The 22,215-nt window shown below is 44.7% G+C and carries 28 protein-coding genes, 1 tRNA gene and 2 pseudogenes; 21 read left to right on the forward strand and 10 right to left on the reverse strand.

From position 1 onward, the window contains the following. Positions 1–30: 30 nt before the first annotated feature. The 4 genes and pseudogenes from ACKKE8_RS08070 to ACKKE8_RS08085 all read left to right on the forward strand — a co-directional run bounded on the left by ACKKE8_RS08070 (position 31) and on the right by ACKKE8_RS08085 (position 1,129). Positions 31–106 (forward strand) — tRNA-Ala (locus tag ACKKE8_RS08070). Positions 107–272: 166 nt separating this feature from the next. Continuing rightward, positions 273–446 (forward strand): DUF3934 family protein, encoded by a 174-nt coding sequence (locus ACKKE8_RS08075; RefSeq protein WP_087344747.1) that lies wholly within the window; start codon positions 273–275, stop codon positions 444–446. Positions 447–482: 36 nt separating this feature from the next. After that, positions 483–734 (forward strand): annotated as a pseudogene (locus tag ACKKE8_RS08080) (HEAT repeat domain-containing protein); the annotation flags it as partial. A gap of 107 nt (positions 735–841) precedes the next feature. Next, complete coding sequence (locus ACKKE8_RS08085) at positions 842–1,129, forward strand: hypothetical protein (RefSeq protein ID WP_409177708.1); 288 nt, start codon at positions 842–844, stop codon at positions 1,127–1,129. Positions 1,130–1,719: 590 nt separating this feature from the next. Here the strand turns inward: ACKKE8_RS08085 and ACKKE8_RS08090 are convergent. Then, positions 1,720–2,379, reverse strand: a complete 660-nt coding sequence (locus ACKKE8_RS08090; RefSeq protein ID WP_409177709.1) for a TetR/AcrR family transcriptional regulator — start codon at positions 2,377–2,379, stop codon at positions 1,720–1,722. Between the two features lie 281 nt (positions 2,380–2,660). Between ACKKE8_RS08090 and ACKKE8_RS08095 the strand changes: the two genes are divergently transcribed. From ACKKE8_RS08095 to ACKKE8_RS08110, 4 genes are read left to right on the forward strand one after another with little or no spacing between them, the layout of a single operon-like run. Continuing rightward, positions 2,661–3,503: an SDR family NAD(P)-dependent oxidoreductase gene (locus ACKKE8_RS08095; RefSeq protein WP_409177710.1), complete on the forward strand. Its 843-nt coding sequence runs from the start codon at positions 2,661–2,663 to the stop codon at positions 3,501–3,503. Next, on the forward strand, positions 3,500–4,513 hold the full coding sequence (locus ACKKE8_RS08100; protein ID WP_409177711.1) for a zinc-dependent alcohol dehydrogenase family protein: 1,014 nt from the start codon (positions 3,500–3,502) through the stop codon (positions 4,511–4,513). Before ACKKE8_RS08095 ends, ACKKE8_RS08100 begins: the two co-directional genes overlap by 4 nt. Before the next feature lie 33 nt (positions 4,514–4,546). Beyond that, the gene (locus tag ACKKE8_RS08105; RefSeq protein WP_409177712.1) at positions 4,547–5,713 is read left to right on the forward strand and encodes an SMP-30/gluconolactonase/LRE family protein; all 1,167 of its coding nucleotides are present in this window, start codon (positions 4,547–4,549) and stop codon (positions 5,711–5,713) included. 22 nt (positions 5,714–5,735) lie between these two features. Further along, positions 5,736–6,524 (forward strand): SDR family oxidoreductase, encoded by a 789-nt coding sequence (locus ACKKE8_RS08110; protein ID WP_409177713.1) that lies wholly within the window; start codon positions 5,736–5,738, stop codon positions 6,522–6,524. A 342-nt stretch (positions 6,525–6,866) separates the two neighbouring features. Here ACKKE8_RS08110 and ACKKE8_RS08115 read toward each other — a convergent pair whose 3' ends face one another. Both ACKKE8_RS08115 and ACKKE8_RS08120 read right to left on the reverse strand, forming a co-directional pair. Beyond that, positions 6,867–7,610, reverse strand: a complete 744-nt coding sequence (locus ACKKE8_RS08115) for a LytR/AlgR family response regulator transcription factor (RefSeq protein WP_409177714.1) — start codon at positions 7,608–7,610, stop codon at positions 6,867–6,869. Next, positions 7,585–9,297 (reverse strand): LytS/YhcK type 5TM receptor domain-containing protein, encoded by a 1,713-nt coding sequence (locus ACKKE8_RS08120; RefSeq protein WP_409177715.1) that lies wholly within the window; start codon positions 9,295–9,297, stop codon positions 7,585–7,587. Before ACKKE8_RS08120 ends, ACKKE8_RS08115 begins: the two co-directional genes overlap by 26 nt. Before the next feature lie 270 nt (positions 9,298–9,567). On the opposite strand from ACKKE8_RS08120, the gene ACKKE8_RS08125 reads away from it, so the two are divergent. The 4 genes from ACKKE8_RS08125 (at position 9,568) to ACKKE8_RS08140 (ending at position 12,697) form a co-directional block, all read left to right on the forward strand. Next, positions 9,568–10,881 carry an MFS transporter gene (locus tag ACKKE8_RS08125; RefSeq protein WP_409177716.1) on the forward strand — a complete coding sequence of 438 codons (1,314 nt, stop codon included), beginning with the start codon at positions 9,568–9,570 and terminating at the stop codon, positions 10,879–10,881. Between the two features lie 131 nt (positions 10,882–11,012). Further along, entirely contained in the window at positions 11,013–11,621 is a 609-nt protein-coding gene (locus tag ACKKE8_RS08130; protein ID WP_409177717.1) for a TetR/AcrR family transcriptional regulator, read from the forward strand. A gap of 145 nt (positions 11,622–11,766) precedes the next feature. Further along, on the forward strand, positions 11,767–12,237 hold the full coding sequence (locus ACKKE8_RS08135) for a GNAT family N-acetyltransferase (protein ID WP_409177718.1): 471 nt from the start codon (positions 11,767–11,769) through the stop codon (positions 12,235–12,237). 238 nt (positions 12,238–12,475) lie between these two features. Continuing rightward, entirely contained in the window at positions 12,476–12,697 is a 222-nt protein-coding gene (locus ACKKE8_RS08140; RefSeq protein WP_409177719.1) for a Bro-N domain-containing protein, read from the forward strand. Positions 12,698–12,811: 114 nt separating this feature from the next. On the opposite strand, the gene ACKKE8_RS08145 is transcribed toward ACKKE8_RS08140, so the two are convergent. Further along, entirely contained in the window at positions 12,812–13,117 is a 306-nt protein-coding gene (locus ACKKE8_RS08145) for an NIPSNAP family protein (RefSeq protein ID WP_409177720.1), read from the reverse strand. Positions 13,118–13,215: 98 nt separating this feature from the next. Continuing rightward, on the reverse strand, positions 13,216–13,455 hold the full coding sequence (locus ACKKE8_RS08150; RefSeq protein WP_409177721.1) for a hypothetical protein: 240 nt from the start codon (positions 13,453–13,455) through the stop codon (positions 13,216–13,218). Positions 13,456–13,842: 387 nt separating this feature from the next. Here ACKKE8_RS08150 and ACKKE8_RS08155 point away from each other — a divergent pair, with 387 nt between their 5' ends. Both ACKKE8_RS08155 and ACKKE8_RS08160 read left to right on the forward strand, forming a co-directional pair. After that, positions 13,843–14,211 carry a hypothetical protein gene (locus ACKKE8_RS08155; protein WP_409177722.1) on the forward strand — a complete coding sequence of 123 codons (369 nt, stop codon included), beginning with the start codon at positions 13,843–13,845 and terminating at the stop codon, positions 14,209–14,211. 2 nt (positions 14,212–14,213) lie between these two features. Beyond that, the gene (locus ACKKE8_RS08160) at positions 14,214–14,552 is read left to right on the forward strand and encodes a BC1872 family protein (RefSeq protein ID WP_409177723.1); all 339 of its coding nucleotides are present in this window, start codon (positions 14,214–14,216) and stop codon (positions 14,550–14,552) included. Positions 14,553–14,627: 75 nt separating this feature from the next. Here ACKKE8_RS08160 and ACKKE8_RS08165 read toward each other — a convergent pair whose 3' ends face one another. Together ACKKE8_RS08165 and ACKKE8_RS08170 are read right to left on the reverse strand one after the other, a co-directional pair. Next, positions 14,628–14,945 (reverse strand): hypothetical protein, encoded by a 318-nt coding sequence (locus tag ACKKE8_RS08165; protein ID WP_007717182.1) that lies wholly within the window; start codon positions 14,943–14,945, stop codon positions 14,628–14,630. 331 nt (positions 14,946–15,276) lie between these two features. After that, positions 15,277–15,576, reverse strand: a complete 300-nt coding sequence (locus ACKKE8_RS08170) for a hypothetical protein (RefSeq protein ID WP_409177724.1) — start codon at positions 15,574–15,576, stop codon at positions 15,277–15,279. A gap of 315 nt (positions 15,577–15,891) precedes the next feature. On the opposite strand from ACKKE8_RS08170, the gene ACKKE8_RS08175 reads away from it, so the two are divergent. Next, entirely contained in the window at positions 15,892–16,131 is a 240-nt protein-coding gene (locus ACKKE8_RS08175; RefSeq protein WP_409177725.1) for a hypothetical protein, read from the forward strand. A 12-nt stretch (positions 16,132–16,143) separates the two neighbouring features. Here ACKKE8_RS08175 and ACKKE8_RS08180 read toward each other — a convergent pair whose 3' ends face one another. Further along, positions 16,144–16,566: a hypothetical protein gene (locus tag ACKKE8_RS08180; protein ID WP_409177726.1), complete on the reverse strand. Its 423-nt coding sequence runs from the start codon at positions 16,564–16,566 to the stop codon at positions 16,144–16,146. 131 nt (positions 16,567–16,697) lie between these two features. Next, positions 16,698–17,072, reverse strand: coding sequence for a DUF2500 domain-containing protein (locus ACKKE8_RS08185; RefSeq protein WP_409177727.1), 375 nt, complete (start codon positions 17,070–17,072; stop codon positions 16,698–16,700). A 344-nt stretch (positions 17,073–17,416) separates the two neighbouring features. On the opposite strand from ACKKE8_RS08185, the gene ACKKE8_RS08190 reads away from it, so the two are divergent. The 5 genes and pseudogenes from ACKKE8_RS08190 to ACKKE8_RS08210 form a co-directional block, all read left to right on the forward strand. Further along, entirely contained in the window at positions 17,417–17,623 is a 207-nt protein-coding gene (locus ACKKE8_RS08190; RefSeq protein WP_409177728.1) for an XtrA/YqaO family protein, read from the forward strand. 416 nt (positions 17,624–18,039) lie between these two features. Continuing rightward, a complete protein-coding gene (locus ACKKE8_RS08195) occupies positions 18,040–18,423 on the forward strand; it encodes a sigma factor-like helix-turn-helix DNA-binding protein (RefSeq protein WP_409177729.1) in 384 nt (127 codons plus the stop codon). 132 nt (positions 18,424–18,555) lie between these two features. Beyond that, on the forward strand, positions 18,556–19,302 hold the full coding sequence (locus ACKKE8_RS08200) for a geobacillin-26 family protein (RefSeq protein WP_409177730.1): 747 nt from the start codon (positions 18,556–18,558) through the stop codon (positions 19,300–19,302). A gap of 379 nt (positions 19,303–19,681) precedes the next feature. After that, on the forward strand, positions 19,682–19,975 hold the full coding sequence (locus ACKKE8_RS08205; protein WP_409177731.1) for a hypothetical protein: 294 nt from the start codon (positions 19,682–19,684) through the stop codon (positions 19,973–19,975). Between the two features lie 60 nt (positions 19,976–20,035). Continuing rightward, positions 20,036–20,554: pseudogene (locus ACKKE8_RS08210) on the forward strand (terminase small subunit); the annotation flags it as partial. Positions 20,555–20,594: 40 nt separating this feature from the next. Here the strand turns inward: ACKKE8_RS08210 and ACKKE8_RS08215 are convergent. Beyond that, entirely contained in the window at positions 20,595–21,125 is a 531-nt protein-coding gene (locus ACKKE8_RS08215; protein WP_409177732.1) for an ECF transporter S component, read from the reverse strand. A 187-nt stretch (positions 21,126–21,312) separates the two neighbouring features. Here ACKKE8_RS08215 and ACKKE8_RS08220 point away from each other — a divergent pair, with 187 nt between their 5' ends. Next, positions 21,313–22,125 (forward strand): AraC family transcriptional regulator, encoded by an 813-nt coding sequence (locus tag ACKKE8_RS08220; RefSeq protein ID WP_409179082.1) that lies wholly within the window; start codon positions 21,313–21,315, stop codon positions 22,123–22,125. Positions 22,126–22,215 lie beyond the last annotated feature (90 nt).

Consider the following 22,215-nt stretch of genomic DNA (forward strand, 5'->3'; position numbering starts at 1 on the left):
AGCGGTAAACGCTGGAAGTACCATATATATGGGCCCTTAGCTCAGCTGGGAGAGCGCTACACTGGCAGTGTAGAGGTCGTCGGTTCGATCCCGATAGGGTCCACCATATTTAACTACTACGGAAACGGCAGAGATGTCGTTTTTTTTAAATACTTAAGTTATACTGTTCTAAGTCGATGAAGTCGCTATGGTTTCCTTCATGTATATCACGCATGTGGAGTGCCGTATGTTAGTAGTGAGAAGTTAATCATAAGCCATAATGGGGTGATTAATTGAGTAAAGCTAAGGGCAAGGGTGGAACAGGCAGGGGAACAGACAAAAAGGGCTGGAACCGTTGGCAAGCTAGTGACAACAGAGCAAAAAACGCACCAAAACCCTATAAAAGCAAAGGCACGAATCAGGATGGCGGAACCACTTCCGGTAATCAAAAAGGCGGCAAAGCCTGAAATGTAGGCAATAAAAATAAAACAGGATGGGATCATTTGGATAAAAATGAATTTAAAAATGAGTTACCTTCAAATTATGAGCAATTAAAAATATCTGCGAGCCGAGCATCCAATTGGAGAGAACGTTTAGATGCTGTAGAAGAGTTAGGTCAGTGGAAAAACAAACAAACCATCGCTGTACTCACGAATAGAATGAAGAATGATGCCGTGTATAAAGTTCAAGAGGCTGCATTCCGTAAGCTCAAAGAATTTGGCGAAGATATTCAACTACCGCCAAGGAAAAAAGGCGCTGACTTTGGGAAGTGGCTTGAAAACACGTGAGCTTCGTTGTCGACAAGGTAGCAAGGAATCGATAAAATAGATCTAGGGGTGGTATTCTGAGAAAGCAAAAGCCAATGTCGTTTGATGAACTGCTGAAGGACTTACAAGGCCAGAGAACGATTCAAGAAGATCCGACTCATATTTCATTAGAGAAGTTGTTTAATGAAGCATTTATGAGTAAGCATTCCAGCTTTAAGAGCTTTGGAGAGTTTGTACAGAAAGGCAACTTTCAAATAAAGACGCAAGAAGATATTACTAATATTCCTGACGAACTTTTTAATCGGTATGTTGCAAGGGAGACGGATTTTGCTGATTGGAAATCTATGCTGGAAACAGCGACAATTAATTTGGACGGTAAATAACGAGCATAAGAATGAAGCTGTGTTAAGGATGCCGATTTGGGCTTAACCTAACACATTTACCTTAATGATGATGATCCTTAATATTCAAATAGGTAGTGAAACTAACCACTTCGGGAGAGTGCTTGACTGGCAGTCAATAGGTCAGGGGTTCGATCCCCCTTGTCTCCACCATACTTGACCTTCAAAACGGCAGAGATACCGCTTTTTTGTTTTTTCACAATATGAGCTGAGACTAGAAGATTGCCGCGCACGGCGTCTGGATTTACAATACTTAACAACCATCATATAAAAAATATTTGCTTTCAATTATTTCATTAATAATTTGATGGTAATTGGATTTAATTCTTGCATCTCGTCTGTAACTTCAAATACATAATAGAATCTGGCAAACGTCAAATAACCCCCATCTTTTCAAAAGTTGGGGGTTATTTGGCGTTTACGGAGGAGCACGGCATCTGAATCTACCATTAAAAGTCCCCAGCGAGTATGAATTGTCAGCCATTAGATCAAAATTAGCTCATCCCTCTATGGGATGCCATAAAGACACACAATCATACCATATTATTGCACAAGATTTTCTGAAGACCTCTTTAGGTGCTATGATCTGGCAACAACGAGCTGACAATCAAAGACAACGTTTGACTGTAAACCGCATAGGCGGATTGTACATCTCCCAAGTGTCCACCAATGTAAAGATGAATAACGCCGTGGAGTGAGGCCCAGAACATACGTACAACAGATTCCGTGTCATATTGGTCGGGAATCAGTCCTCGCTCTTTCGCATTGTTGATCACGATCAATAATTGTTGCATGGCTGTTACAGTGCCATGCATGCTTTTCTCGTCTGGTTTGAAATCTGCGAAGGCTCCTCCAAACATCAACTTATAATAGCTGGTATAACGCTGCCCGAATTGCCAAAATGCTTCCCCTAAATTCAACAATTGCTGTGATGGATCAGCAGCTTGCGGCGCCCCCTCTAATTGGTTAGTGAGAAGCTTACAACCATCCAGATACAACTGCTGAGCCAAGCCCTCTTTATTGACAAACAAGCTATATATGATTTTTGTCGAGCAATCCATTTTCTTCGCTACTTTACGCACGGTAACGGCTTCCGGACCTTCTTCTTGCAAGAGTGTTGCCGCAGCATCAACAACGAGCTTGCGGAGATTTTCAATATTTTGCAAGCGAGCTTCCTGGTAGGTTTTCAACATTCGTGTGTTCGCATTGGAGGAGATATCTCGGTCTCTCATAATCATCACCTTTGGTTATCGCGTTTTCGTTAGGAAACAAAGTTTCCGATTCTCTTATCAGGAATTTTATATAGTTGTTGGGCAGTTGTCAATGTGACGATGGATGTTCAAAGATCATATTGACTTTCTAGAAAAGGGAGATTACAATGAGTCCCAATGGAAACACCGTTACCTTTAAAGTTCAATGATTCTTAACTTTCTTGGAAGTTGGGGTTTATTTTTGATCATACAGTAACGGTGTTTCTGAATTAAAACATAGTATCTAAAAGGAGAATAATGCTATGACAATCAAAGGAAAATGGGCGCTCGTCACGGGAGCTTCTTCCGGTATTGGTGAGCAATTCGCGAGGCAACTGGCCAAACAAGGCAGCCACTTGGTGCTTGTGGCCAGATCGGAGAGCAAGCTCGAGAGCCTGGCATCCGAGCTCAAAAAGATGTATGACATTAAAGCCGTGGTTATCTCCATGGATCTTGCGAAGGAGGGCGCGCCTAGCGAGTTATATCAGCAATGCCAACTTTTGAAAGTGGGGATCGAACTGCTGGTCAACAATGCAGGCTTTGCTACGCATGGTTTGTTTGAGCAAGTATCAGGTGAGCGTCAGCATGAAGAGGTCATGCTCAATGTCGCTGCTGTTGTAGATATGACCCACTTGTTCTTGCCGGACATGTTGCGCAGGAGCTCAGGTGCAGTTATTAATGTTTCTTCAACCGCCGGATTTCAACCACTTCCCTATATGGCCGTATATGGGGCGACGAAAGCTTTCGTATTGTCGTTTACTCAAGCGTTATGGTGGGAAAACCGCGACCGCGGCATAAAGTTCTTCGCGCTTTGTCCCGGTTCGACGGACACCCGTTTCTTTAATGTTGTAGGAGCGGAAGAAGCCTCCGTCGGTAAGAAAGACAGTCCGGAAAGAGTCGTAGAGGTTGCACTTCGCGCGTTGAAGGCTGGAAAACTGTATGTGGTTCCGGGTGTACAGAATTATTTCGGAGCGCAGCTATCGCGATTCATGACACGAAAGCAAGGCCTTCGGCTTGTGGGAAGCATGCTTCGTCCGCGCGAAGGATCCGGTAATTACAAGAATCCGGGAAATCAATCTGATCTTGCAGGGGGAATAACTCGATGAAAGCTATACAACTGACAAATGGCTTCGGCTTAAATAATTTGGCCTTGACGGAACTCGAAATACCAACGCCGGGCCCACAAGAAGTACTGATTCGCATGAGGGCCGCCTCTCTTAATTACCGGGATCTGGTGATCCTGAATGGATTCATGCCGGTCGAAATCAAATTTCCCTTCATTCCATTATCAGATGGAGCGGGAGAAATTGTAGCCGTTGGCCAGGGAGTAACAAGGTTTCAGGTTGGAGACCGGGTAGCGGGTAATCTGCAACAACGCTTCATTGCCGGCAACCCAAGACCGGATGTGTTAGGAGAAAGCCTGGGAGGTCCGTTGAACGGAGTAGCGACCGAGTATGTCGTTCTCTCGGAAAACGGAGTTGTCCCTATTCCGGATCACCTCTCTTGGGAGGAAGCCTCCACCTTGCCGATCGCAGCATTAACCGCGTGGAGCATGCTCATCGAATACGGTGGTTTGCAAGCGGGTGACACCGTATTGCTGCAAGGAACAGGCGGTGTTTCCATCTTCGGGCTTCAATTCTCTGTTATGGCAGGAGCACGGGTTATCATTACCTCGAGCAGCAACGCCAAGCTGGAACGGGCGAAAGCTCTCGGCGCATGGCAAACGATCAACTATTCGGAAGTTCCCGATTGGGATAAGGCAGCGTTAGAGCTGACTGGCTGCGGCGTCGATCATGTTCTGGATGTTGGAGGAGCTGAAACGATGGAAAAATCCATAAATGCGCTTCGCATTGGAGGAACCTTAAGCTTGGCCGGGTTCTTATCGGGCTTGACCATTCCAGAATATGATGTCACTGGCATTTTGCAGAAAGCCGCAACAATTCGCGGCAGTCAAGTCGGTAACCGCGATCACTTTGAGCGGATGAACCGAGCGATTGCTCATCAATCTTTACATCCCGTCATCGACCGTGTGTTCCCGCTGGATCGAATTGGAGAAGCATTCACGCTCTTGGCTGAAGGAAAGCAATATTTCGGCAAAATAGTAGTCCAAATCTAAAAATCTTGCTTACATGATAAAGGAGACTAACTAATGCCCCTTCATACATCAGCTCTCTCCAAAAAAACTGCTGAAGACACGAATCGTCGGAAACGCTCCTCGCTTAAACGAGTACTAAGATGGGGGCTGGCGCTTCTTGCGGTTCCGCTGATTGGAGTGACTGTTCTCTTGCTGGCGCCTTCACCTGTTGAACCGGCCAAATGGTCTGCGCCAACGCCCCCCTCGTTTCAGCAGGAAGGTCCGTGGAAACAGAACAACAAACTGAGCTCGGCTCAGCTTGTTACGGATGCTCCCCGATTCCCGGAGTTCATTACATTTGATAAGGAAGGCGTTCTGTATACTGGAGATTCGGGCGGGAAAATTTACAAGGTTGCTTTCGATGCAAAGGGCAATCCGCAAAAGGCTCAAGTGTTTGCAGACACCAAAGGCACGCCAAATGGGCTTAAATTCGACGCCAATGGAAATTTGATTGTTACTGATATCAAGAGGGGACTGCTGTCTATAAACCCATCCGGGAGCATAGTAGTATTGGCCGATCAAGTGGGCGGCCAGCCGATCTATTTAGCTAATGAACTTGATATTGCCCAGGATGGCTCGATTTATTTTTCCGATACCTCGAACTACGGCAGCGTGACCTTCAAAGAAATTGCCGAGAACAAGCCGCATGGACGTTTGCTGAAGTACGATCCAATGACCAAACAGACGACCGTCCTGTTAGAAGGCCTCTATTTTGCAAACGGGATTGCCTTGTCTGCGGATGAAGATTTTGTGCTTGTGGCGGAATCGTATCATTATCAGTTGACCAGATACTGGCTGAAAGGTCCAAAGAAGGGTACATCTGATATTTTCGCAGACAATCTCGCAGGCTTTCCAGACAACATTACGCGCGATGAGCAAGGTCATTTCTGGGTCGGTATCTTCACGACTCGCATTGCTTTTGTAGATCAGATGCATAGCAACCCTTGGTTGGCCAGTATCATGGCCAAAGTACCGCAGGCGCTGCTTAGCGGCGCAAGCGCACCGGCGAAGCATGGGCTTGCTGCGGAATTCAGCCCGCAGGGGGAGCTTATCGGCAGCTGGCACGATCCGGAAGGCACACTGTATGGCGTTACTACGGCTGCAAGCCATAACGGATATTTATATATAGGAACTGCGCCAGGAGGCAGCCAGGGTGTTCATCGCCTGCCTTTAACAAAATAATGTTGGAATGGGAGAGTGCGTAATGAAACTGGATGATTTGGCGTTATCTTGGAATACGAAGGAGAGTCTGGCCGGAAAAGTAGTCTTGGTGACAGGCGCCAGCAGCGGCATTGGGGCATCGATTGCCAGGAAACTGGCAAAGCGTGGCGCATATGTAGCCGTAGTGGCACGCCGACGAGATTTATTAGATGAGCTGGTTCACGACTTGTATAAAGAGGGATTGTACGAGGTTATGGCGGTACCTGCCGATATTCAAAAAGCTGAAGAAGTACAGCATGTTGTCAATGTCATTATTAACCGCTGGGGGCGTCTTGACATTGTAGTCGCCAATGCCGGATTAGGGTATCGAAGTCCTTTGGTAGAAGTAGATCTGGAAAGATGGGAGGAGCTGTACAGGACGAATGTACACGGTCTTATGCTGACGTTGCGGTACGGACTCCCGCCAATGCTGGGCCAGGGTAAGGGAGATGTCATCATAATCTCCTCCATTGCGGGCAAGGAAGTGATTGCCGGAGGAGGCCCATACAGTGCCACCAAATACGGCGTTAACGCCATAGCGTCTGCATTGCGTTTGGAGACAATCTCTCAGGGAATTCGCGTTACTACGATTCAGCCCGGGGCGGTGGCAACAGAATTTTCTCAGGTGGCCGGGTATTCCGAGGATGAAATTCGCGCGTTTGCTTCGAGGGTCTTGCCGTTACATCCCGATGATGTTGCAGAGGCGGCACTCTATGCACTGGAGCAGCCTGAGCATGTCAACATTCCGGAACTGACCATTATGCCTTCAAGGCAGGCCCAGCGGTTCAAATAAAGAGATGTCCATTGAGCGTGCCATACCGTGTTCAGATACAAGCCTTAAGTTTGGCAATCCCGGGTAGTACAACTAAGCACTGTGGGAGAGCGCTTGACTGGCAGTCAAGAGGTCGTCGGTTCGATCCCGATAGGTCCACCATATAATGATTACGGAAACGGCAGAGATGCCGTTTTTTCATTTTGTATCTTTTGTATAACAAATCCCCCATTTCGACGGAGGTTTCGGAAACCTTATAGCTTGAGTAACCATCCTTCGAACTTGAAAATAAAGCGCTATCCAGAAAAAGGAGCGAAAAGCTACTCTCTCCTCGCTCCGTTCCTAATCCTTCTTCCCCCAAACTCACAAATTCATCAAACCCCGAAACGCTTTCATTTTCCCTCTACTTACAGGAATATCCGTCTGACTGTCATCATTCATCTTAATCAAATACGTATTATTAAACCAAGGAATGATTTCTTTAATATGCTTCACGTTCAAAATATAGTTCCGATGACTTCTAAAGAAAGAGCGGGATCGGTTCAAAATCTCCTCCAGCTCATTTAAGGACAAGTCGCACTTGTCGATACTCTCTTTTGTCGCAACATATAAATCTTTCTCCCGCACAAACGCAAAGTAAATTTGCCCTACAGGGATCGGGATGATTTTGTTGGTCTTCCTGATGCAGACATGCTCTTCCATCGGGGGAACTGCCGCGGTGCGGTCATTCATGACCGAGCGCTTCCTCAGTGTCCTCACTTTTTGGATCACATCGTCCAATTTCGATTCCATGATCGGTTTGGTTAAATATCCCACAGCCAGCGTGGAAAAGGCCTCCAGAGCGTGTTCATGATAGGCGGTCGAAAAAACGATCAATGGGGGATTGGACATCTGACTCAATGTTTTGGCAAATTCAAGCCCATTCATCCCGGGCATCTGAATATCAAGCATAAGCAAATCAGGCTCGGAATTGATAATATGGGGCAATGCTTCCAGCGGATTGGTATAGATTGCGTCCACCTGGATATCAATATATTTTTTCAGCAAATATTCCAATTCGGAACAAATGGCTGGCTCGTCATCAATGATGATCGTTTTCAGGAGCATCTGGATGCACTTCCTTTACAAATACGGATAACGGAGCGACAAAGGATACGACTGTTCCCAAACCAGGCTTGCTTTGAATCGTGAGGCCATATTTTTTGCCATAAATGGATTGAAGCCGTGAATGGACATTGACGAGGCCGATCCCTTTCGATTGGTTGTTCCAGATTTCGGCCAAACGCTCTTCACTGATTCCAACTCCATTGTCTTCAATGCTGATTTTCACTTCTTGGTCATACGGTTCTACTCGAATCGTGAGCAGACAGTCGCTAACTTTTGGAGAAAGTCCATGGTGAATAGCATTTTCCACGATCGGCTGCAAAGTCAGGACAGGCAATTTGCGGGTCAGCAGAGTTTCGTCGATCTCCATGTTCACCTTAAATCGGTTGCCAAATCTGACCTTCTCGATTTCCAAATACGACTTGATTCCGTCCAGTTCTTCCTGCAAGCTGTGATGATTTCCCTTGCTTTTCAAATTGCGCCTGAAGATGTCACTTAAATGACCGATCAAGTTTCTCGCCTGATCAGGGTCTGTACGACAATAGGACATAATCGTCCCCAGCGTGTTGAACAGAAAATGCGGATTGATTTGTGCTTGCAGGGCGCTCACTTCAGCCTGCTTCCGCATTTTCGCTTGATGCTCGATCTCCGCCAGTTCAATTTGGACCGACAGCAGCTTGGCGAGGCCGTCCACTAACTTCTCGTTGGTCTGGGACGTCTTGGAGGAAGAGGTTTTATAGTAGAATTGCAACGTCCCGATTTTCTGGTTTTGATGATACAACGATGCGGCGCTGATCGATTTTAGGCGAGGCGGACGCGGAAGAGCAAAATCTTTGTCGCGCCATACCCCTGTAGGGTGGGTCAAAACAGCCTCCGCTACTTGTGCGCACAGCGTCTCTTTCTGAAAATGATTCTCCAGTTCATGGCCTTTTGCACTGAGCAGCTTTTCGCGGTCGGTAATGGCGACTGCATCCACCCTGGCCATTTCACGGATCAGTTCAGCGGTTTTTTTCGCAGAATGTTGATTTAGCCCCGTCCGCAGATGAGGCAACGTCTGGCTTGCAATCGACAAGGCAAGGTTTGCCCCCAATGCGCCGGACTGGTCTTGCATCATTTTGAGATTTTGGAAAACGCGAGTGAAAAGCAGCAGTCCTGCAATGGTCATAATTGTGGTCGGGATCGCGATTTTTACTTCCAGTTCAAGTGCCGCAGAAAAAGGCTTGGCCATGAGAAGCACCAAAACTTTTTGAATGAGCTCGGCTGCAACGCCAATCAGTACGATATGCTGCCATTTCAGACGCAGCATATTCATTTTTGTACTTACGATCCCGGCTAAGAAGCCGTTCATTATGGTCGAGATGGCACAGGCGAATGCGGTAAATCCACCTAGCGAATAGCGATGAATACCTCCTATAAGGCCGGCAAAAAAACCGACGACAGGCCCCCCGATCAACCCACCCGCGACGGCACCGACAATGCGCGTATTGGCGAGTGCGTCATCGACCCGTAGTCCATTCTCCGTTCCGATTACCGACAGGAACCCGAACAGCGTAGAGAGGATCACGATCCGCATCCAGTTGTTTTTCCCGTACACGATGTTCCGAAAGTAATCCAGTTGGCCGATGATAAGGGCGATGACTGCAATTACAGAGATGTTTTCAAGCAGTCCCAGAAGCATAGTGATTGTCATAACAGCCGCCTCCCTATGGAAAAGGGTAGCCCGATCCGGTCGAAAAATCAATGTAACTCAACTGGGTTTTTCGGCAGCTCGGATGCCGTTTTTGCACATCCGGAAGTATTCAATAGATTCTAGCAAAACAAACAACTTAGAATAAAAACAGTTCTTCGAGAATCCATCCTGGTAAATATGTAAACCCTTTCAAAGCATTGTTTCATTTGAAAGCGGTTAAATAATCCTAATTGCGAATGGATTCGGGTCAAACATAAGGAGGGGACAGCAATGAAGCCATCGAGTGATCGTGAAAATACGCGGCGAATCACAAGCAACATCTTTAAAGGTTCACTGGGGAACCTGATTGAATGGTACGACTGGTACGTATATGCAGCTTTTGCGGTGTATTTCTCATCTCAGTTTTTTCCTAAAGGCGACGCTACCAGCCAGTTGCTGAATACTGCCGCTGTTTTTGCTATCGGATTTTTAATGAGACCGATCGGGAGCTTGCTCCTGGGCCGATACGCTGACCGTCATGGGCGCCGTGCCGCGTTGACGCTGTCAGTTACTATCATGGCAGGTGGTTCTCTGGTGATTGCCGTAACACCAAACTATGAAACCATCGGCGTGTTTGCTCCTATCATTCTCGTTCTTGCCCGCCTGCTCCAAGGTCTTTCGCTTGGCGGGGAATACGGAACATCTGCAACGTATCTGTCCGAGATGGCGGCGAGTGGTCGCCGAGGGTTCTATTCCAGCTTCCAGTACGTCACACTGATCAGTGGACAATTGCTGGCACTAGGTGTGCAAATTATCCTGCAGCAAATACTAAGTGAAGATGCGATGATGGCATGGGGCTGGAGAATTCCGTTCATCATCGGAGCATTTGGGGCAGTAGCTGTGTTGTGGCTGCGCCGCAGTATGGATGAATCGGAGCAGTATACCAAAATGGAGTCGAAAAACAAGGAGAAGGCGGGTACGCTTCGAGAGCTGATGAAGCATCCGAAGGCGGTGCTGGCAGTCGTCGGCCTTACGCTCGGGGGAACCATCGCCTTTAACACCTACACGACCTATTTGCAAAAATTCATGGTGATTACGGTAGGAATGCCGAAAGAGGTAGTTAGCTGGATTAACTTTACCGCATTGCTCGTATTCGTCGTCTTGCAGCCGCTTGCCGGTATGCTGTCTGACCGAATTGGACGGCGCCCGCTGTTGATTGGTTTCGGTGTTCTTGGAACGTTGTGGACCGTACCGATGTTCTTGCTTCTGGAACAAACGACTAGCCCTTATGTAGCTTTCTTGTTGATGCTGTCTGGTCTTATCATTGTTACTGGCTATACGTCCATCAACGCGATCGTGAAAGCCGAGATGTTTCCCACCGCCATTCGCGCTCTTGGTGTAGGCTTTCCATACGGGGTGACTGTCGCGATCTTTGGAGGAACAGCGGAATTCATCGCGCTATGGTTCAAAAGCATCGGGAACGAGTCTCTCTTTTACTACTATGTAGCAGCTTGTATTGCCATAAGCCTCCTCGTTTACTGGCGCATGGGTGAGTCGTCGAAAAACTCCCAGATCGAAGCTGAGCTGAACACTGCAAAGGACTAGATTGAAGAATATAGGGGCAACGAAAAACGGCAGAGATGCCGTTTTTTGCATTACCGAACTGTAAAAGATTGCATTTCAAAACTCCTGCTTTTATAATGAGTAAAAACTCACTCAAAAAACGAGGTCCCCCAATGCCCCGCACTAAAGAACAATACGAACAAATGCGCAACGCGACAAAGCAGAAAATACAATCAGCAGCCATGCAGTTATTCGTTCAAAAAGGATTCGGGTCGACGAATGTCCAGGACATTGCGGATACGGCTGGCATCAGCATCGGGCTTTTGTATCGGCATTACAAATCGAAAGAAACCTTGTTTGACGACCTGGTGGATTACGCACTTGCAGGCTTGAAGAAAAACATCGATTTCTTCGAGTCAGCTATTTCACCCAAACAAGCATTGGATCAGTTTGTGAAAGAAATTCACAGCGACATGACGACAGGCGAAGAGTTTGCGAATTTGCTGATATTGATGGCTCAATCGTTTCTAGCGGGGGGAGGAACAAGCGATAAACAAACCGAGGTAGCTCGCCTTAGCGACAAGTTGTTTCACGCTACAGCCCAGCTTGTCAAAAAAGGTCAGGCGCTCGGCGAATTCCGATCAGGGGACCCAGATGAAATGGTCGTATTTTTCTATTCGACACTACACGGGTTAGCTATGATGAAAATGATGCGAAAAAACCACTTCACGATGCCTTCATCCTCTATCCTCACTTCTTTTCTATACAAGGAAGGAGAATAACCGTACATGTTTACAGTGATCAGGGCGGATCAAGTAGAATTCGATGCAAGAGAGCAAATGTCTCACATTTTTTTCGGAGGGATTCACGCAGTGGCTTGGCTTTTTTTCCAATGACAAGCTAACCATTGCAAGAGCTTTTGCTCACATGTTCGTTTTAAATCAATTTTATGTAGCGGTAACGGAGGATCGCAAAGTTGCTGGTATGGCTGCATGCACGGATGGCACTGTCTCTTCGGTCAAACTGAATCAAAAAGAGCTGCGAAAACACTTGGGATTCTATAAAGGTACCCTCGCCGGACTCTTTTTGAAAAAAGAATTTGAAGCTACTCTGTCTGATCCTTCTCCCGTGAAATGCTCAATCGATTTCGTCGGAGCGGCTCCCGAATTCAGAGGGCAGGGGGCGGCAATGATGATTCTCCGTCATATGATGGAAAATACCCCGTATGAACAATTTCTCATCGCAGAAGTAGCAGATACGAATATTCCCGCTATGAAGTTATACCAGAAATTAGGGTTCCAAGTATACAGCCGGAAGCCTGTCCCTTTAAAGAGAGCTCAAAAAATTGGAATCAATCATTTTATATCGTTGAAATACGAAAAATCGCTCAAGGGATAGATGATCCTCTGAGCGATTTTTCGTATTTCCGCGCCGATCTCGTACGAACGCAAAAAAGAAAGCAACTCTTACACGGACAGAAGGTTTTCCCTTCTCTTTTAGAGCCTCCTAAACGGCCTGCAGGGGTTTTCCAGTCACGGGAATCACCGCGCTTGTTACGGGATGACCCGAAACTGATGGGAATGCTGGATCGCATGAGAAGTTCAAGGACAACGAGAAGTTAGGGGAGGAATATACAATGCAGGCACTTCAAAACGTTTTTAACTATCAAGATAAACAGATTCGAGTAGTGGTAAAGGATGGAGAACCTTGGTTTTTGGCCCGTGACGTTTGCGCTGCCCTTGAGATTGTAAACAGCAGAGACGCAGTTGCTCGACTTGACGAGGATGAGAAGGGTAGCTTTGGCGGAAGTGGGGCGCATCAGAACAGAAGTTATCTGAATCAATCCAGTGGCAGCTGATCAAGTGGGGCAGCAGACAATCTTCTCGCTGCCCGGCATATAGCGGATGGATACAAAATGCTCATTATATAAAAAAGCCCATCCTATCTAAGGATGGACAAGGTTGAAGGAAAATTATTCAAACACCGGACGCAAGAAACTTCGCTCGTAACTGATGATGCACTTTGTTTGCTCTGCGAGTGAGAAGGCAAGTTGGCAATCTTCATCGACCAGTATTTTCTTTCGATAATCTTCATATTCTGCCAAACTAGGAAAACTAAATAAGGCATAAGCAATATTATTAGCACCTTCATGAGGAAGGAAATAGCCATGATGATGTCCGCCAAACTTGTTGACAAGAGGTATCCACATCTTTGCATATTCTTCAAAAACACTTACCTGATATGGATCAATAACATATTTCACGTAACAAGTGACCATTTTTCCACTCCCTAATGGTTTTTCCTAAATCTTACTGTACATCAGTATTAGGAACAAGAGGGGATATAGTTTTACAAAATGTGTATTAAAAAAGACTTTTAATAAAAGTCTCGTGGATTTGAATCACATTCTATTTTTAAAGGCTTAAACCAATTTCTCAGGAATGTTCGTGTATCTGAGACTGTTATAGCAACATCGCCTTTTTGAATGTCGATGTATAGGCTATAGCCTCCATCAGATTTAGACTCAATTGGAATCAAGTCAATAAATTCGTTAAAATCTTTTACTACTTCGGTGACTTTATCCATTTGTGGTTTTGTTACATCACTTACAATCATCAAAAACTGTCTCTTCAACAATACACCCCATTGTTTTTATTTTCATTATATCACAGTAATGAAAACCGGGTGGGAAACGACAAGTTGGCAACTTATCGATCTTATCAGAAGTGAAAGAGATATGTGTCGATGGGGTTATCGAAATAGTTAGGGAGTGAACGAAGTGGGCGACTGCAATTACAACGGATGCACCGAAAAGGCTACGACGAAAGGGACGGTGTTCACGAAGAAGGGCAAGAGCGATAGACTGGCACCTGTAACCGTCAACGCTTGCGACAAACATAAGAAACTACCGAGTTTCTTTCCAAACAAAAATCAGGGGTGAAAGATATGTTTCCTTGAGCTAGCGCGGAAGATGCAATAAAGGGTTGGAGATTACCTCCCGATATGCTGGAAGAAGTCAGGATCAAGATGTGGGCTGCTGGTTGGCGACCTACCCGAAAGGAAATCGAAGACATTTTGTTAGCTGTAGAAAGTACGATGATGGCTAATGAAAGGGAGATCAAATTGCCGAAGAAATACGCAGTTCAAAACAAGGAGACTAAGTCGTTTCTGAAGCATAACGGGAGCTACAATCCGTGCGCCTATCCGTATGATGATGTGGAGAGTATCGAGGAAGCTACTCATTGGAGCGACTTCAGGCACGTTTCGTATGTAGCTAGGTGGTACGCCGACAGCTTTTGTAAGTGGCAGATTGTAGATGTGGACACAAGGGAAGTGTTGGAGCCGATGAAAATAGGGTTGGGTGGAAAATGACAATGACCGAAAAACAAATCATAGAAACGCTGGCAACGAAGGGGATGGAATGGGAGCTTGGCAGGCATGCAGGAGAGCTGTTTTGGTTTGAAAAAGGCTTGCTTAAAACAAAGGAAAAAGACTGGAACCCACTCCAAAACATAGCCGATGCGTGGCAAGTGGTGGAGAAGATCAAAGAACAAACGCACTTCTTTGTCCTTAGTTACGCCGAGGACAATGAAAAGTACGCTTGGCAAGCAGACTTTGATGATGTGTCTGTCCAGAAGATCGGCACTGGGATGACGGTACAAGAAGCGATCTGTAACGCAGCACTGAAAGTGGTCACTTTAACAAAACGGTAATTGTAGAAAGTAGGAAATTCCCCAACTTGGTGAGAAAAATACCCCGGGATTAACCCGGGGGCCGTTGATGGTGGATTAGTTGATTTTCAACTGTTCCCAGGTAAACGAAACCGGATAAGAACCGTTTTCAAATACTCCTACCTTTTGCCACATGTAGAACACCACTGTTTTATTTTGGTTATCGATCCCAATGTCGATTGTATACCTATAACCCGGAACTTCCCAGCGTTTGACTTCCTGATTGTTGGAATCAAATGCGACGACAACCAAAACAAGGTCATTCGATGAAGGGGTATACGACCAATACGTATACTCACCATACTTAACGATGACGTTTGCTTGGCTAATCGCAAGTCCAGCTGGTTGCAAAATTTGAGCAGGTCTGGCAATCAATTCATAGCTATTCCCGACTTATTCCCTACTAAATGTGAGGGTCTTCGTTCGAGCCTACACCGTGCAGGCGACTTTCATCGCACACGGCGTTCCATCAACGGATAAGAAAGAATGTTTTACAACGGGCAAATATAACGCTACGCCAATCAATCTAAATTGTCCGCTAACTAAAGTTATAACTTTCTGTGATTGTGTTATTAAAGAGCTGAGGTTAACAAAACACACGATTTGATAAATAGAGGGGCAGTTGCAGCGGGGGGGGGGGGGCGAGCCTTCAGTCTCGACGAAAAAATATCCCCCCGGGTCCATCCCGAGGGCTGTTGATGGATAATTAATTTTTAGAAATATCCAATACCATTTCTTGCGTGTGTTTTGAATCAACAGAAATGAAAAATTTATACGTTCCTGCAGAAGGCATTGTGTAAGATCCTAAGTCAAAAATGATTAACTGTCCTTTATCAAGAGTAACATTAGGAATCGTAATTACGGAGCCATTAATTTTATCAGCACCAATTTCATTGCGACCAGAAGCAATGTAATACAAATCGGTTGCATCTGGAGTGAAAACATCATTCAAATCAAAAGTTAGAGTCGCGTTTCTTAATGGCTGGGTGGCGAGAAATTTTGGCATAAGGTATTGGGAGGAGCCTTCAACGAAATGGTAGGGATATTGACCATTTAGATTGTCTTGCAAAGTGAATATTGGATCAGTATAGCTATTCTCGACTTATTCCCTTCTCTTCGTGAGGGTTTTCGTTCGAGCCTACACCGTGCGGGCGACTTTCATCGCACACGGCGTTCCATCAACGGATAAGAAGGATTTTTACAACGGGCAAAATAAGCGTACTACAAATATGTCAATATTTACAGATTTTGATTTCAACATGATGGATCCAAGTGATGAGGGATTAACAAAATAATCGATTTGTAAAGGAGAGGTTCGTGCATGACAGAAATCGTTTTAGAACTCGATGAAAACCAGCGCTTTTTGATTGAAGACCCTGATAGTGTCTCGGTGATTATGGTCGATCAGGTGACGATCCTTCCAGTAGCAAACCAGATCGTTTATAACGGATTCTCCTTCGATGGCGATTATGGAAAGATGGATTTCTCAAGAAGACGAAAAGTTCAGATGGTGTTGAATACCAAAGTGGACGCAGTTTTTGGGGAAGAGGACTTAACTTAACATTACTTGTATTTAGTCAGAAAAGATCCAGCGTTCACCATAACTATAAATAAATTGTTCGTTCTCTGGTGTTTCTTCTATAGGTACACCTGATCTTGTCTGAGTTTGTTTATGTATTGCAAACGGACCATTGACACCACGGTACCAGGCAGTATATTCACTTCCGTTTTTTGTGTAGGTAACTTTATAAAATTGATGCCCTGCCTCGAGCCTACGTCGCCCATTTTCGGAATAGACGGGGAACGGTGTTGATTCTAAGGAAACACTTTCGATACTAATTACAGCTCCACCCTTGGAACCAATGAACTCCTGAATCACTTCTTTATGAGCAGATTTTCCAGCAAAATATGAATAGAGAGTAAAAATAAAAGCTGCAATAAAAAAACAACCAATAATAAGAGCAGTAGTTTTATTTCCCACTTTTCTAATAATCAAAATGGACTCCCCTTTTTAGTATTACCCAAGTTTACGTCACAGGGAGTAATAGGTTTCACTGATTTAACAAAAGAGAAATTGTGACGAGGGGGTATAGAAAGGAGATAGGAATGTAGAAAGACGACCCTATTTTACAAAGGTCGTCTGCTGAATTCCTTATATCTGGTGCCTTGATAAGTTAATGTGCCTGTATCTCCTTCGACCAGTAAGCCATACTCACTACCTTTTACATGGAATTCTAGTCTTTCTCCATTGCTTAGTTCAAAAGTAAGGTAATAGTATGTTGATACACTGGTATCATTACCGCCACCTGAAGTTCTTGTGCGTTTACTAATTATTTTTGCAGGTTTAGATAAGAGTGGGGAGGAATTATTTGACATCCAAATCCTGATACCATTTATGATCGCTCCTAAGATGACAAGTACAATTATTCCAGCAATCACTAAAAACCACCAGGGTGGACCAAAACCACTGGAGAAAGATGGTCCAAAGTCATTTGCGAACATTCTATTATCACTCCAATATTTCGTTTACATGTTATACGTAAAAATATGGTTGTTGTTTCCTTTTTAAGTAAAACGTCTATTTAACATACTATTTCAAGTGAAAAGCGAAAGCCACACTTCCTAGTAAGGAGTGCGGCTGAGGAAAGTTACCTGCTCTTTGCATAAAAGCTCAAGGAAAGTAAAGTGATTGTTCCCAAGAAAAGAAAGGTTTCTAACCATGCTGGCATCCCTAGAGAGATTTCTGGCATTGAATGACCTCCTAAAAGAAATGCCCCCATCTGGGAGCTTGAATATGCATTTGTAACCATATTATACCATAAGTAACTGGACAGGGGGAACGGATTATGAGCGCACGAGCAAAAGAAGTACAGATACACACTGAAAGCATGACAATCACAGTACCTGTAGGGAAAAATCCAGCTATGATTCTGGTAGATCCAAAACAAGGTAAAGCAAAGATAGTCCCACTGGTAGAACATGGTGAAACCGTGGTAAAATCGAGTCAGGGAAAGATTGCCAAAGTTGATTACCGCGAGAGCGAATTATTTTAATATAAGCCTGATACCGAGAAACGGGAGGGCGTCAGATTCACACCTACTATCGGTGTGTTCTGGCGTCCTTTTTATTTTGCCTGAGAGGAGGACAAGCCATGGCTAGACTCTATGAAATCATGCATGAGAAGCAGAAGCGTCGAAAGGAGCCGTTCAGTTTTGCAAAGCATTTGGAAAGGGCAAAAGCCGGTATCTGCAAGGCCGGCTGAAGTAATGACGATCGAAGAGATAAAACGATTGATGGACGACACAGGAAGACGGCAGTTCCTGAAATATAAAAGCAACGGACGTAAATAGACGCATTGGGGAGGGGGTCTCATGCAAGATTTACTAAAGAGCTAAAAGAGACGAAGAAAGGATTAAACGACGCCTACGAGCAGCGTAGAGTTGGTGCTGAGGTAGGTAATGAGGAGGCAATGGCTGAGCGTCAATTGATTGGTGAGATGCGCGGTGAAGTGGATTGGATCATTGAATGGCTGGAGACAGGGAGACGACCTGGGAACAAGCGCGGGATAGAACGTAGGGCCGATTATGAACGGGAGAAGCTTATGGACCCGTTAAGAAGGCAGGCGTTTGTCTCCCGGAGTACAACTGGCAGCCCAGCAAACTTAACGGAATGGCAGCACGAGCAGATAGAAGAAGCACTTTGCGTATTGAGTGATCGGGAACGAGAGTGTTATGTATTGGCATATGGACAATGCTTCTCCCATTCAGAAATTGCGGGTATGCTTGGAATATCGAAGAGCAGCGTGGACACTCACATTAAGAGAGCACAACAAAAATATCAGAACGTGTTATAAACAGTCTCTTCCTCGTTGGGTGAGACTTTTTTTATTTTCAATTAAGTATTTGAATGGAAAATATTGACATATGTATCGCGAAAGAAATAGTATATTAATGTAAAAATTAAAAAAATAACAGGAGTTGTAAACATGAAGAAAATAGCTGTTGCAAGCGTCCTATCTTTAAGCATTTTGGCCAGTAGCACAGGTGCACAAATTGTCTCAGCGCAACAAAATGAGGCATTTATTCAGGAAATTAAAGATGAAAAATTGGGAATAAGTGCTCAGATTCAAAAGGACGATGAGAATGTCAAAAAGGTAAAAGTTATTGCAGAAAACGAGACAAGCATAGTAGAGTATGACAAAAAAAGGGATATTTTAAGAATTGAAGAAAATGGAGAAACGTACGAAATCAATTTAGCAGAAGAACGGCCAAAAGCTGAAAGAAAAATGGCAGCTCTTCAAGCGAAGGTTGACCTTGGGGACTACGATGTGGTTGATGATTATGAGGATTATTGGTGGGATGCATACGTAATTAGTTACGATTATTATGAAATCAATGAGATGTTGTGGAACCTCTCAGATGGTGAAGACACTAAGACAACTTGGGAAGCATCAGCAAATTCCTCAAGATTGGAGAAATTTTCAGGTCAAATGCAAAATTTAAGAAGCAAACAAAGAGCAGCTGAGGCAGCGCTTGCAACTGGGGTGGCATCTGTTGTTGCTGGTGTAGCAGCTGCACCAGTAACTGCTGGTGTTTCTACTGTTGTCGGAATCGCGTTATCTTTAGGAGCTGCAGTCTATGCTGCTTCTTTGTTTGGAGATGCCCAAGACATCCGTAAGGATATACACTCAAATTTCAGAAGAATTGAAGTTATCGATTTCGATGAACTATAATTTTAAATTAGTTATAAATCAGGACTATAAGGATGTGAGAATACTTGGCGATAATGATTTCATTAATCCTCCTCTTAATAGTACTGAATGTCATCGCATTCTTTAATGCAAGAAAGTACAGCAAACATAAGCTCGTTATTGTTCCAGTCATCCTGTCAGTCATAATATTATTAGGCATGCTCGTTGGTTTGCTTAATCACTGAGTTGCTCTTAACTTGTCATAAAACTTTACAATGCCAAGTTATAAACCAGCCTTTGCATAGTGACATCTGATTAAACTGTCAACTTGCGGATGCTGGTTTTTTGTCGTGCAATTGCCACCTATAAGTGAAAGGACTTTGTCTTTCGCGAATGAACCCCTTCTTCCGCCTGGGAAACTGTGCGGGATTTTCTAATAGACAAGCGTTATAGTCAGTATGAAAATGGTAATAAAGAGGCGATTAATATTAATGCAGATTTAGTAACATCAATGCTGGAGAAGGCTAAAGGTAGTGGCTTTGCATCGTGGAGGGGCATGGGAGAGCCGGCGGGATTTGAAGAGGCGGCGCTTTTTATTGAGAGCAGTAATTTAGCTGACAATATAAGCTTTCTAAGAACTTCCGGAAAAATAACCATGGTGTATATGAAAATAAATCAAAATGGAATGGATTACATAAAGGCAACGAGAGATTAATGCACCCAAGTGGTGCTTTTTCTTTTGCAAAACAACTCAAACAATGGTGGTGGTGATGTAGTGGGAAGAGCAAGAGACCCAAACCGAGACAAGGCATTAAAGGAACGCTTCTATCCTCCACCTGAAGTCCATAACGACAATGGGTCTCTGACTGAAAAGCATAGGCTTTTTGTTTTGGAGTACCTTCGAGACTTCATCGCTACTCGTGCTGCAATGGCTGTCGGCTACAGTAAGAAAACCGCTTATGCCATCGGATGGGAGAACTTGAGGAAACCTCAGATTCAGGCAGAGATCAAGCGACAGAAAGTAGCAATGGCAGCCGAGTTGGGAATGAGTGTGCAGCGAATTGCAGCGGAGTACATGAAGATTGCCTTTGCTGACATTTCTGAATATGTGGAGTTTGGGCAACAAGAAGTATTTTATGCTCTAGCACAATATCGCCTTGTATCAGTTAGATCTGGGCAAGGAGTAGGAAAGACAGCTTTGGAGTCATGGGCGATAATCTGGTTTTTGTGCTGCCGGCCTTTCCCAAAGGTAATTTGTACTGCTCCTACACGTTTCCCGATCTTTTTATTTTTGTAAAAAAGGAAGAATGGAGCTCTGCCCCATCCTTCCTTTTTTACCCTTGCCCTACAATCTTCTTCAAGCGTCCCACCAGCGGGATGACAATAACCGCTGCTACAACCACCTGCAAAACGTTCCCCGGAATGGAGCCAAACGGCTGAATCCAGTTACCGTAAAGAATAACCTCAACAAAGTAGTAGCCCACAATCTTAATCACCAAGGCAGCGACAACTGCGAGTGTGTACACAAATACCCGATTGCCAGGCATCTTTTCGGCGATGAGGCCAGCTACATAGCCCATTGCACCTACGATTACGAAGGTAAACGGCGCCCATGCTGTCCAACCAGAGATAAGGTCAAAGAGGCCCATACCAAAAGCTCCAGCGATGGCCCCTGTTTTTCTGCCATACACAAATGCTGCGATCAAAAGAGGCACGTTACCGAGATGGATGAGGCCACCGTTACCCATGATCGGGAGTCTTAGGTTAATAAACATGGTGGCTGCGAGAGTAAAAGCGATAAAAAGTGCGTTAATAACCAAGGTTTTCGTCTTTGTTGCTTTTCTTGATGAAAAAGTAGAATCCATATGACAGCCTCTTTCTTATTTTTACTATTATCATACTCAGAATCAGCTACATAATAAATACACTTTGCACGATTTCTTTGCTTAGGTAAATCATTCCAATGGAAGAGATACGCTGGATAAAGGCATGTGATAAAATATGGCTGTAAAAATGGACCCATATCTTGGACAGGAAGCAGGTGCAAAGACAGTGACAGATTTGGATAAACTAGCCGAAGTATTTGCTAGTGGTTCCTCTGAGATAGTAGGTACCTACCGTTTAGTCATTCAGCCGAACAGTGTATTGCGTGAATTCAGGACCGTATGGCATGGTTTTCTTTTTACCATTCGCGGAGCAGCCAGAATGTGTGTGAATGGGACTGTCTACGAATTACATCCAGGAACCGTATTTCATGCGGCGCCAGACATGCTGCTGGACACGCGAGTCATTGGCGAAGCAGAGTTCGAGTATTATTTGCTTACGTATCGATTTGATAACCTACATGATGAAGTTGGCGTACAAGAATGCGACGCCCATTTCAAGCTGGAACCGGGAGCAAATCCAAGAGTGACCGAATTGCTGATGATGCTTCATCAGAGTGCCAAGGCCGTTGACGGAATAGGGAAGCTTCGTATCAAGGAATTATTCCTTGGTATTATGTATCAAGTTTTGGTGGGGTGCAGGCATCGAGAGAGTGAGAGTTCTCCTAGTAAAAAGGTGATAGAGCAAGCCATTGCATACATAAACGGACAGTATAGGAATCCATTGACGCTTGATGAATTGGCGGAGTTGCATGCAATGACTCCTAAAAGCTTCTCTTACTTCTTCCACAAATATACGGGGGTCCGTCCAATCGATTATGTCATCCAGTATCGGATGGAGAGAGCGGGCGAATTACTTCTAACAGGCAATTATTCCATCCGTGATGTAGCCTTCAGTGTGGGGTACGACAATCCGCTATATTTCAGTAGAGTTTTTAAAAAGAAATTCGGGGTCTCTCCCTCTTCTTACACAAGTCAATAAACGCTCCTTTCGTCGCCAGTTTCAATAATGATGCATATCACATTGGGGATTTGTGTATTTGCATTTGTGCCAGGCCTTGCTACACTGTTT

This window comes from Brevibacillus fortis, from assembly GCF_046196545.1.
GTDB classification, from domain to species: domain Bacteria; phylum Bacillota; class Bacilli; order Brevibacillales; family Brevibacillaceae; genus Brevibacillus; species Brevibacillus fortis_A.

Bases quoted from the DNA above. Each gene is read 5' to 3' on its own strand.
- ACKKE8_RS08120 (WP_409177715.1), bottom strand. From the start codon at position 9,297: ATGACAATCACTATGCTTCTGGGACTGCTTGAAAACATCTCTGTAATT.
- ACKKE8_RS08170 (WP_409177724.1), bottom strand. From the start codon at position 15,576: ATGCCAAAATTTCTCGCCACCCAGCCATTAAGAAACGCGACTCTAACT.
- ACKKE8_RS08135 (WP_409177718.1), top strand. From the start codon at position 11,767: ATGTTCGTTTTAAATCAATTTTATGTAGCGGTAACGGAGGATCGCAAA.
- ACKKE8_RS08185 (WP_409177727.1), bottom strand. From the start codon at position 17,072: ATGTTCGCAAATGACTTTGGACCATCTTTCTCCAGTGGTTTTGGTCCA.
- ACKKE8_RS08145 (WP_409177720.1), bottom strand. From the start codon at position 13,117: ATGGTCACTTGTTACGTGAAATATGTTATTGATCCATATCAGGTAAGT.
- ACKKE8_RS08190 (WP_409177728.1), top strand. From the start codon at position 17,417: ATGAGCGCACGAGCAAAAGAAGTACAGATACACACTGAAAGCATGACA.
- ACKKE8_RS08130 (WP_409177717.1), top strand. From the start codon at position 11,013: ATGCCCCGCACTAAAGAACAATACGAACAAATGCGCAACGCGACAAAG.
- ACKKE8_RS08115 (WP_409177714.1), bottom strand. From the start codon at position 7,610: ATGCTCCTGAAAACGATCATCATTGATGACGAGCCAGCCATTTGTTCC.
- ACKKE8_RS08155 (WP_409177722.1), top strand. From the start codon at position 13,843: ATGCTGGAAGAAGTCAGGATCAAGATGTGGGCTGCTGGTTGGCGACCT.
- ACKKE8_RS08105 (WP_409177712.1), top strand. From the start codon at position 4,547: ATGCCCCTTCATACATCAGCTCTCTCCAAAAAAACTGCTGAAGACACG.
- ACKKE8_RS08085 (WP_409177708.1), top strand. From the start codon at position 842: ATGTCGTTTGATGAACTGCTGAAGGACTTACAAGGCCAGAGAACGATT.
- ACKKE8_RS08195 (WP_409177729.1), top strand. From the start codon at position 18,040: ATGGCTGAGCGTCAATTGATTGGTGAGATGCGCGGTGAAGTGGATTGG.
- ACKKE8_RS08095 (WP_409177710.1), top strand. From the start codon at position 2,661: ATGACAATCAAAGGAAAATGGGCGCTCGTCACGGGAGCTTCTTCCGGT.
- ACKKE8_RS08160 (WP_409177723.1), top strand. From the start codon at position 14,214: ATGACCGAAAAACAAATCATAGAAACGCTGGCAACGAAGGGGATGGAA.
- ACKKE8_RS08140 (WP_409177719.1), top strand. From the start codon at position 12,476: ATGCAGGCACTTCAAAACGTTTTTAACTATCAAGATAAACAGATTCGA.
- ACKKE8_RS08110 (WP_409177713.1), top strand. From the start codon at position 5,736: ATGAAACTGGATGATTTGGCGTTATCTTGGAATACGAAGGAGAGTCTG.
- ACKKE8_RS08175 (WP_409177725.1), top strand. From the start codon at position 15,892: ATGACAGAAATCGTTTTAGAACTCGATGAAAACCAGCGCTTTTTGATT.
- ACKKE8_RS08125 (WP_409177716.1), top strand. From the start codon at position 9,568: ATGAAGCCATCGAGTGATCGTGAAAATACGCGGCGAATCACAAGCAAC.
- ACKKE8_RS08200 (WP_409177730.1), top strand. From the start codon at position 18,556: ATGAAGAAAATAGCTGTTGCAAGCGTCCTATCTTTAAGCATTTTGGCC.
- ACKKE8_RS08150 (WP_409177721.1), bottom strand. From the start codon at position 13,455: ATGATTGTAAGTGATGTAACAAAACCACAAATGGATAAAGTCACCGAA.
- ACKKE8_RS08090 (WP_409177709.1), bottom strand. From the start codon at position 2,379: ATGAGAGACCGAGATATCTCCTCCAATGCGAACACACGAATGTTGAAA.
- ACKKE8_RS08215 (WP_409177732.1), bottom strand. From the start codon at position 21,125: ATGGATTCTACTTTTTCATCAAGAAAAGCAACAAAGACGAAAACCTTG.
- ACKKE8_RS08100 (WP_409177711.1), top strand. From the start codon at position 3,500: ATGAAAGCTATACAACTGACAAATGGCTTCGGCTTAAATAATTTGGCC.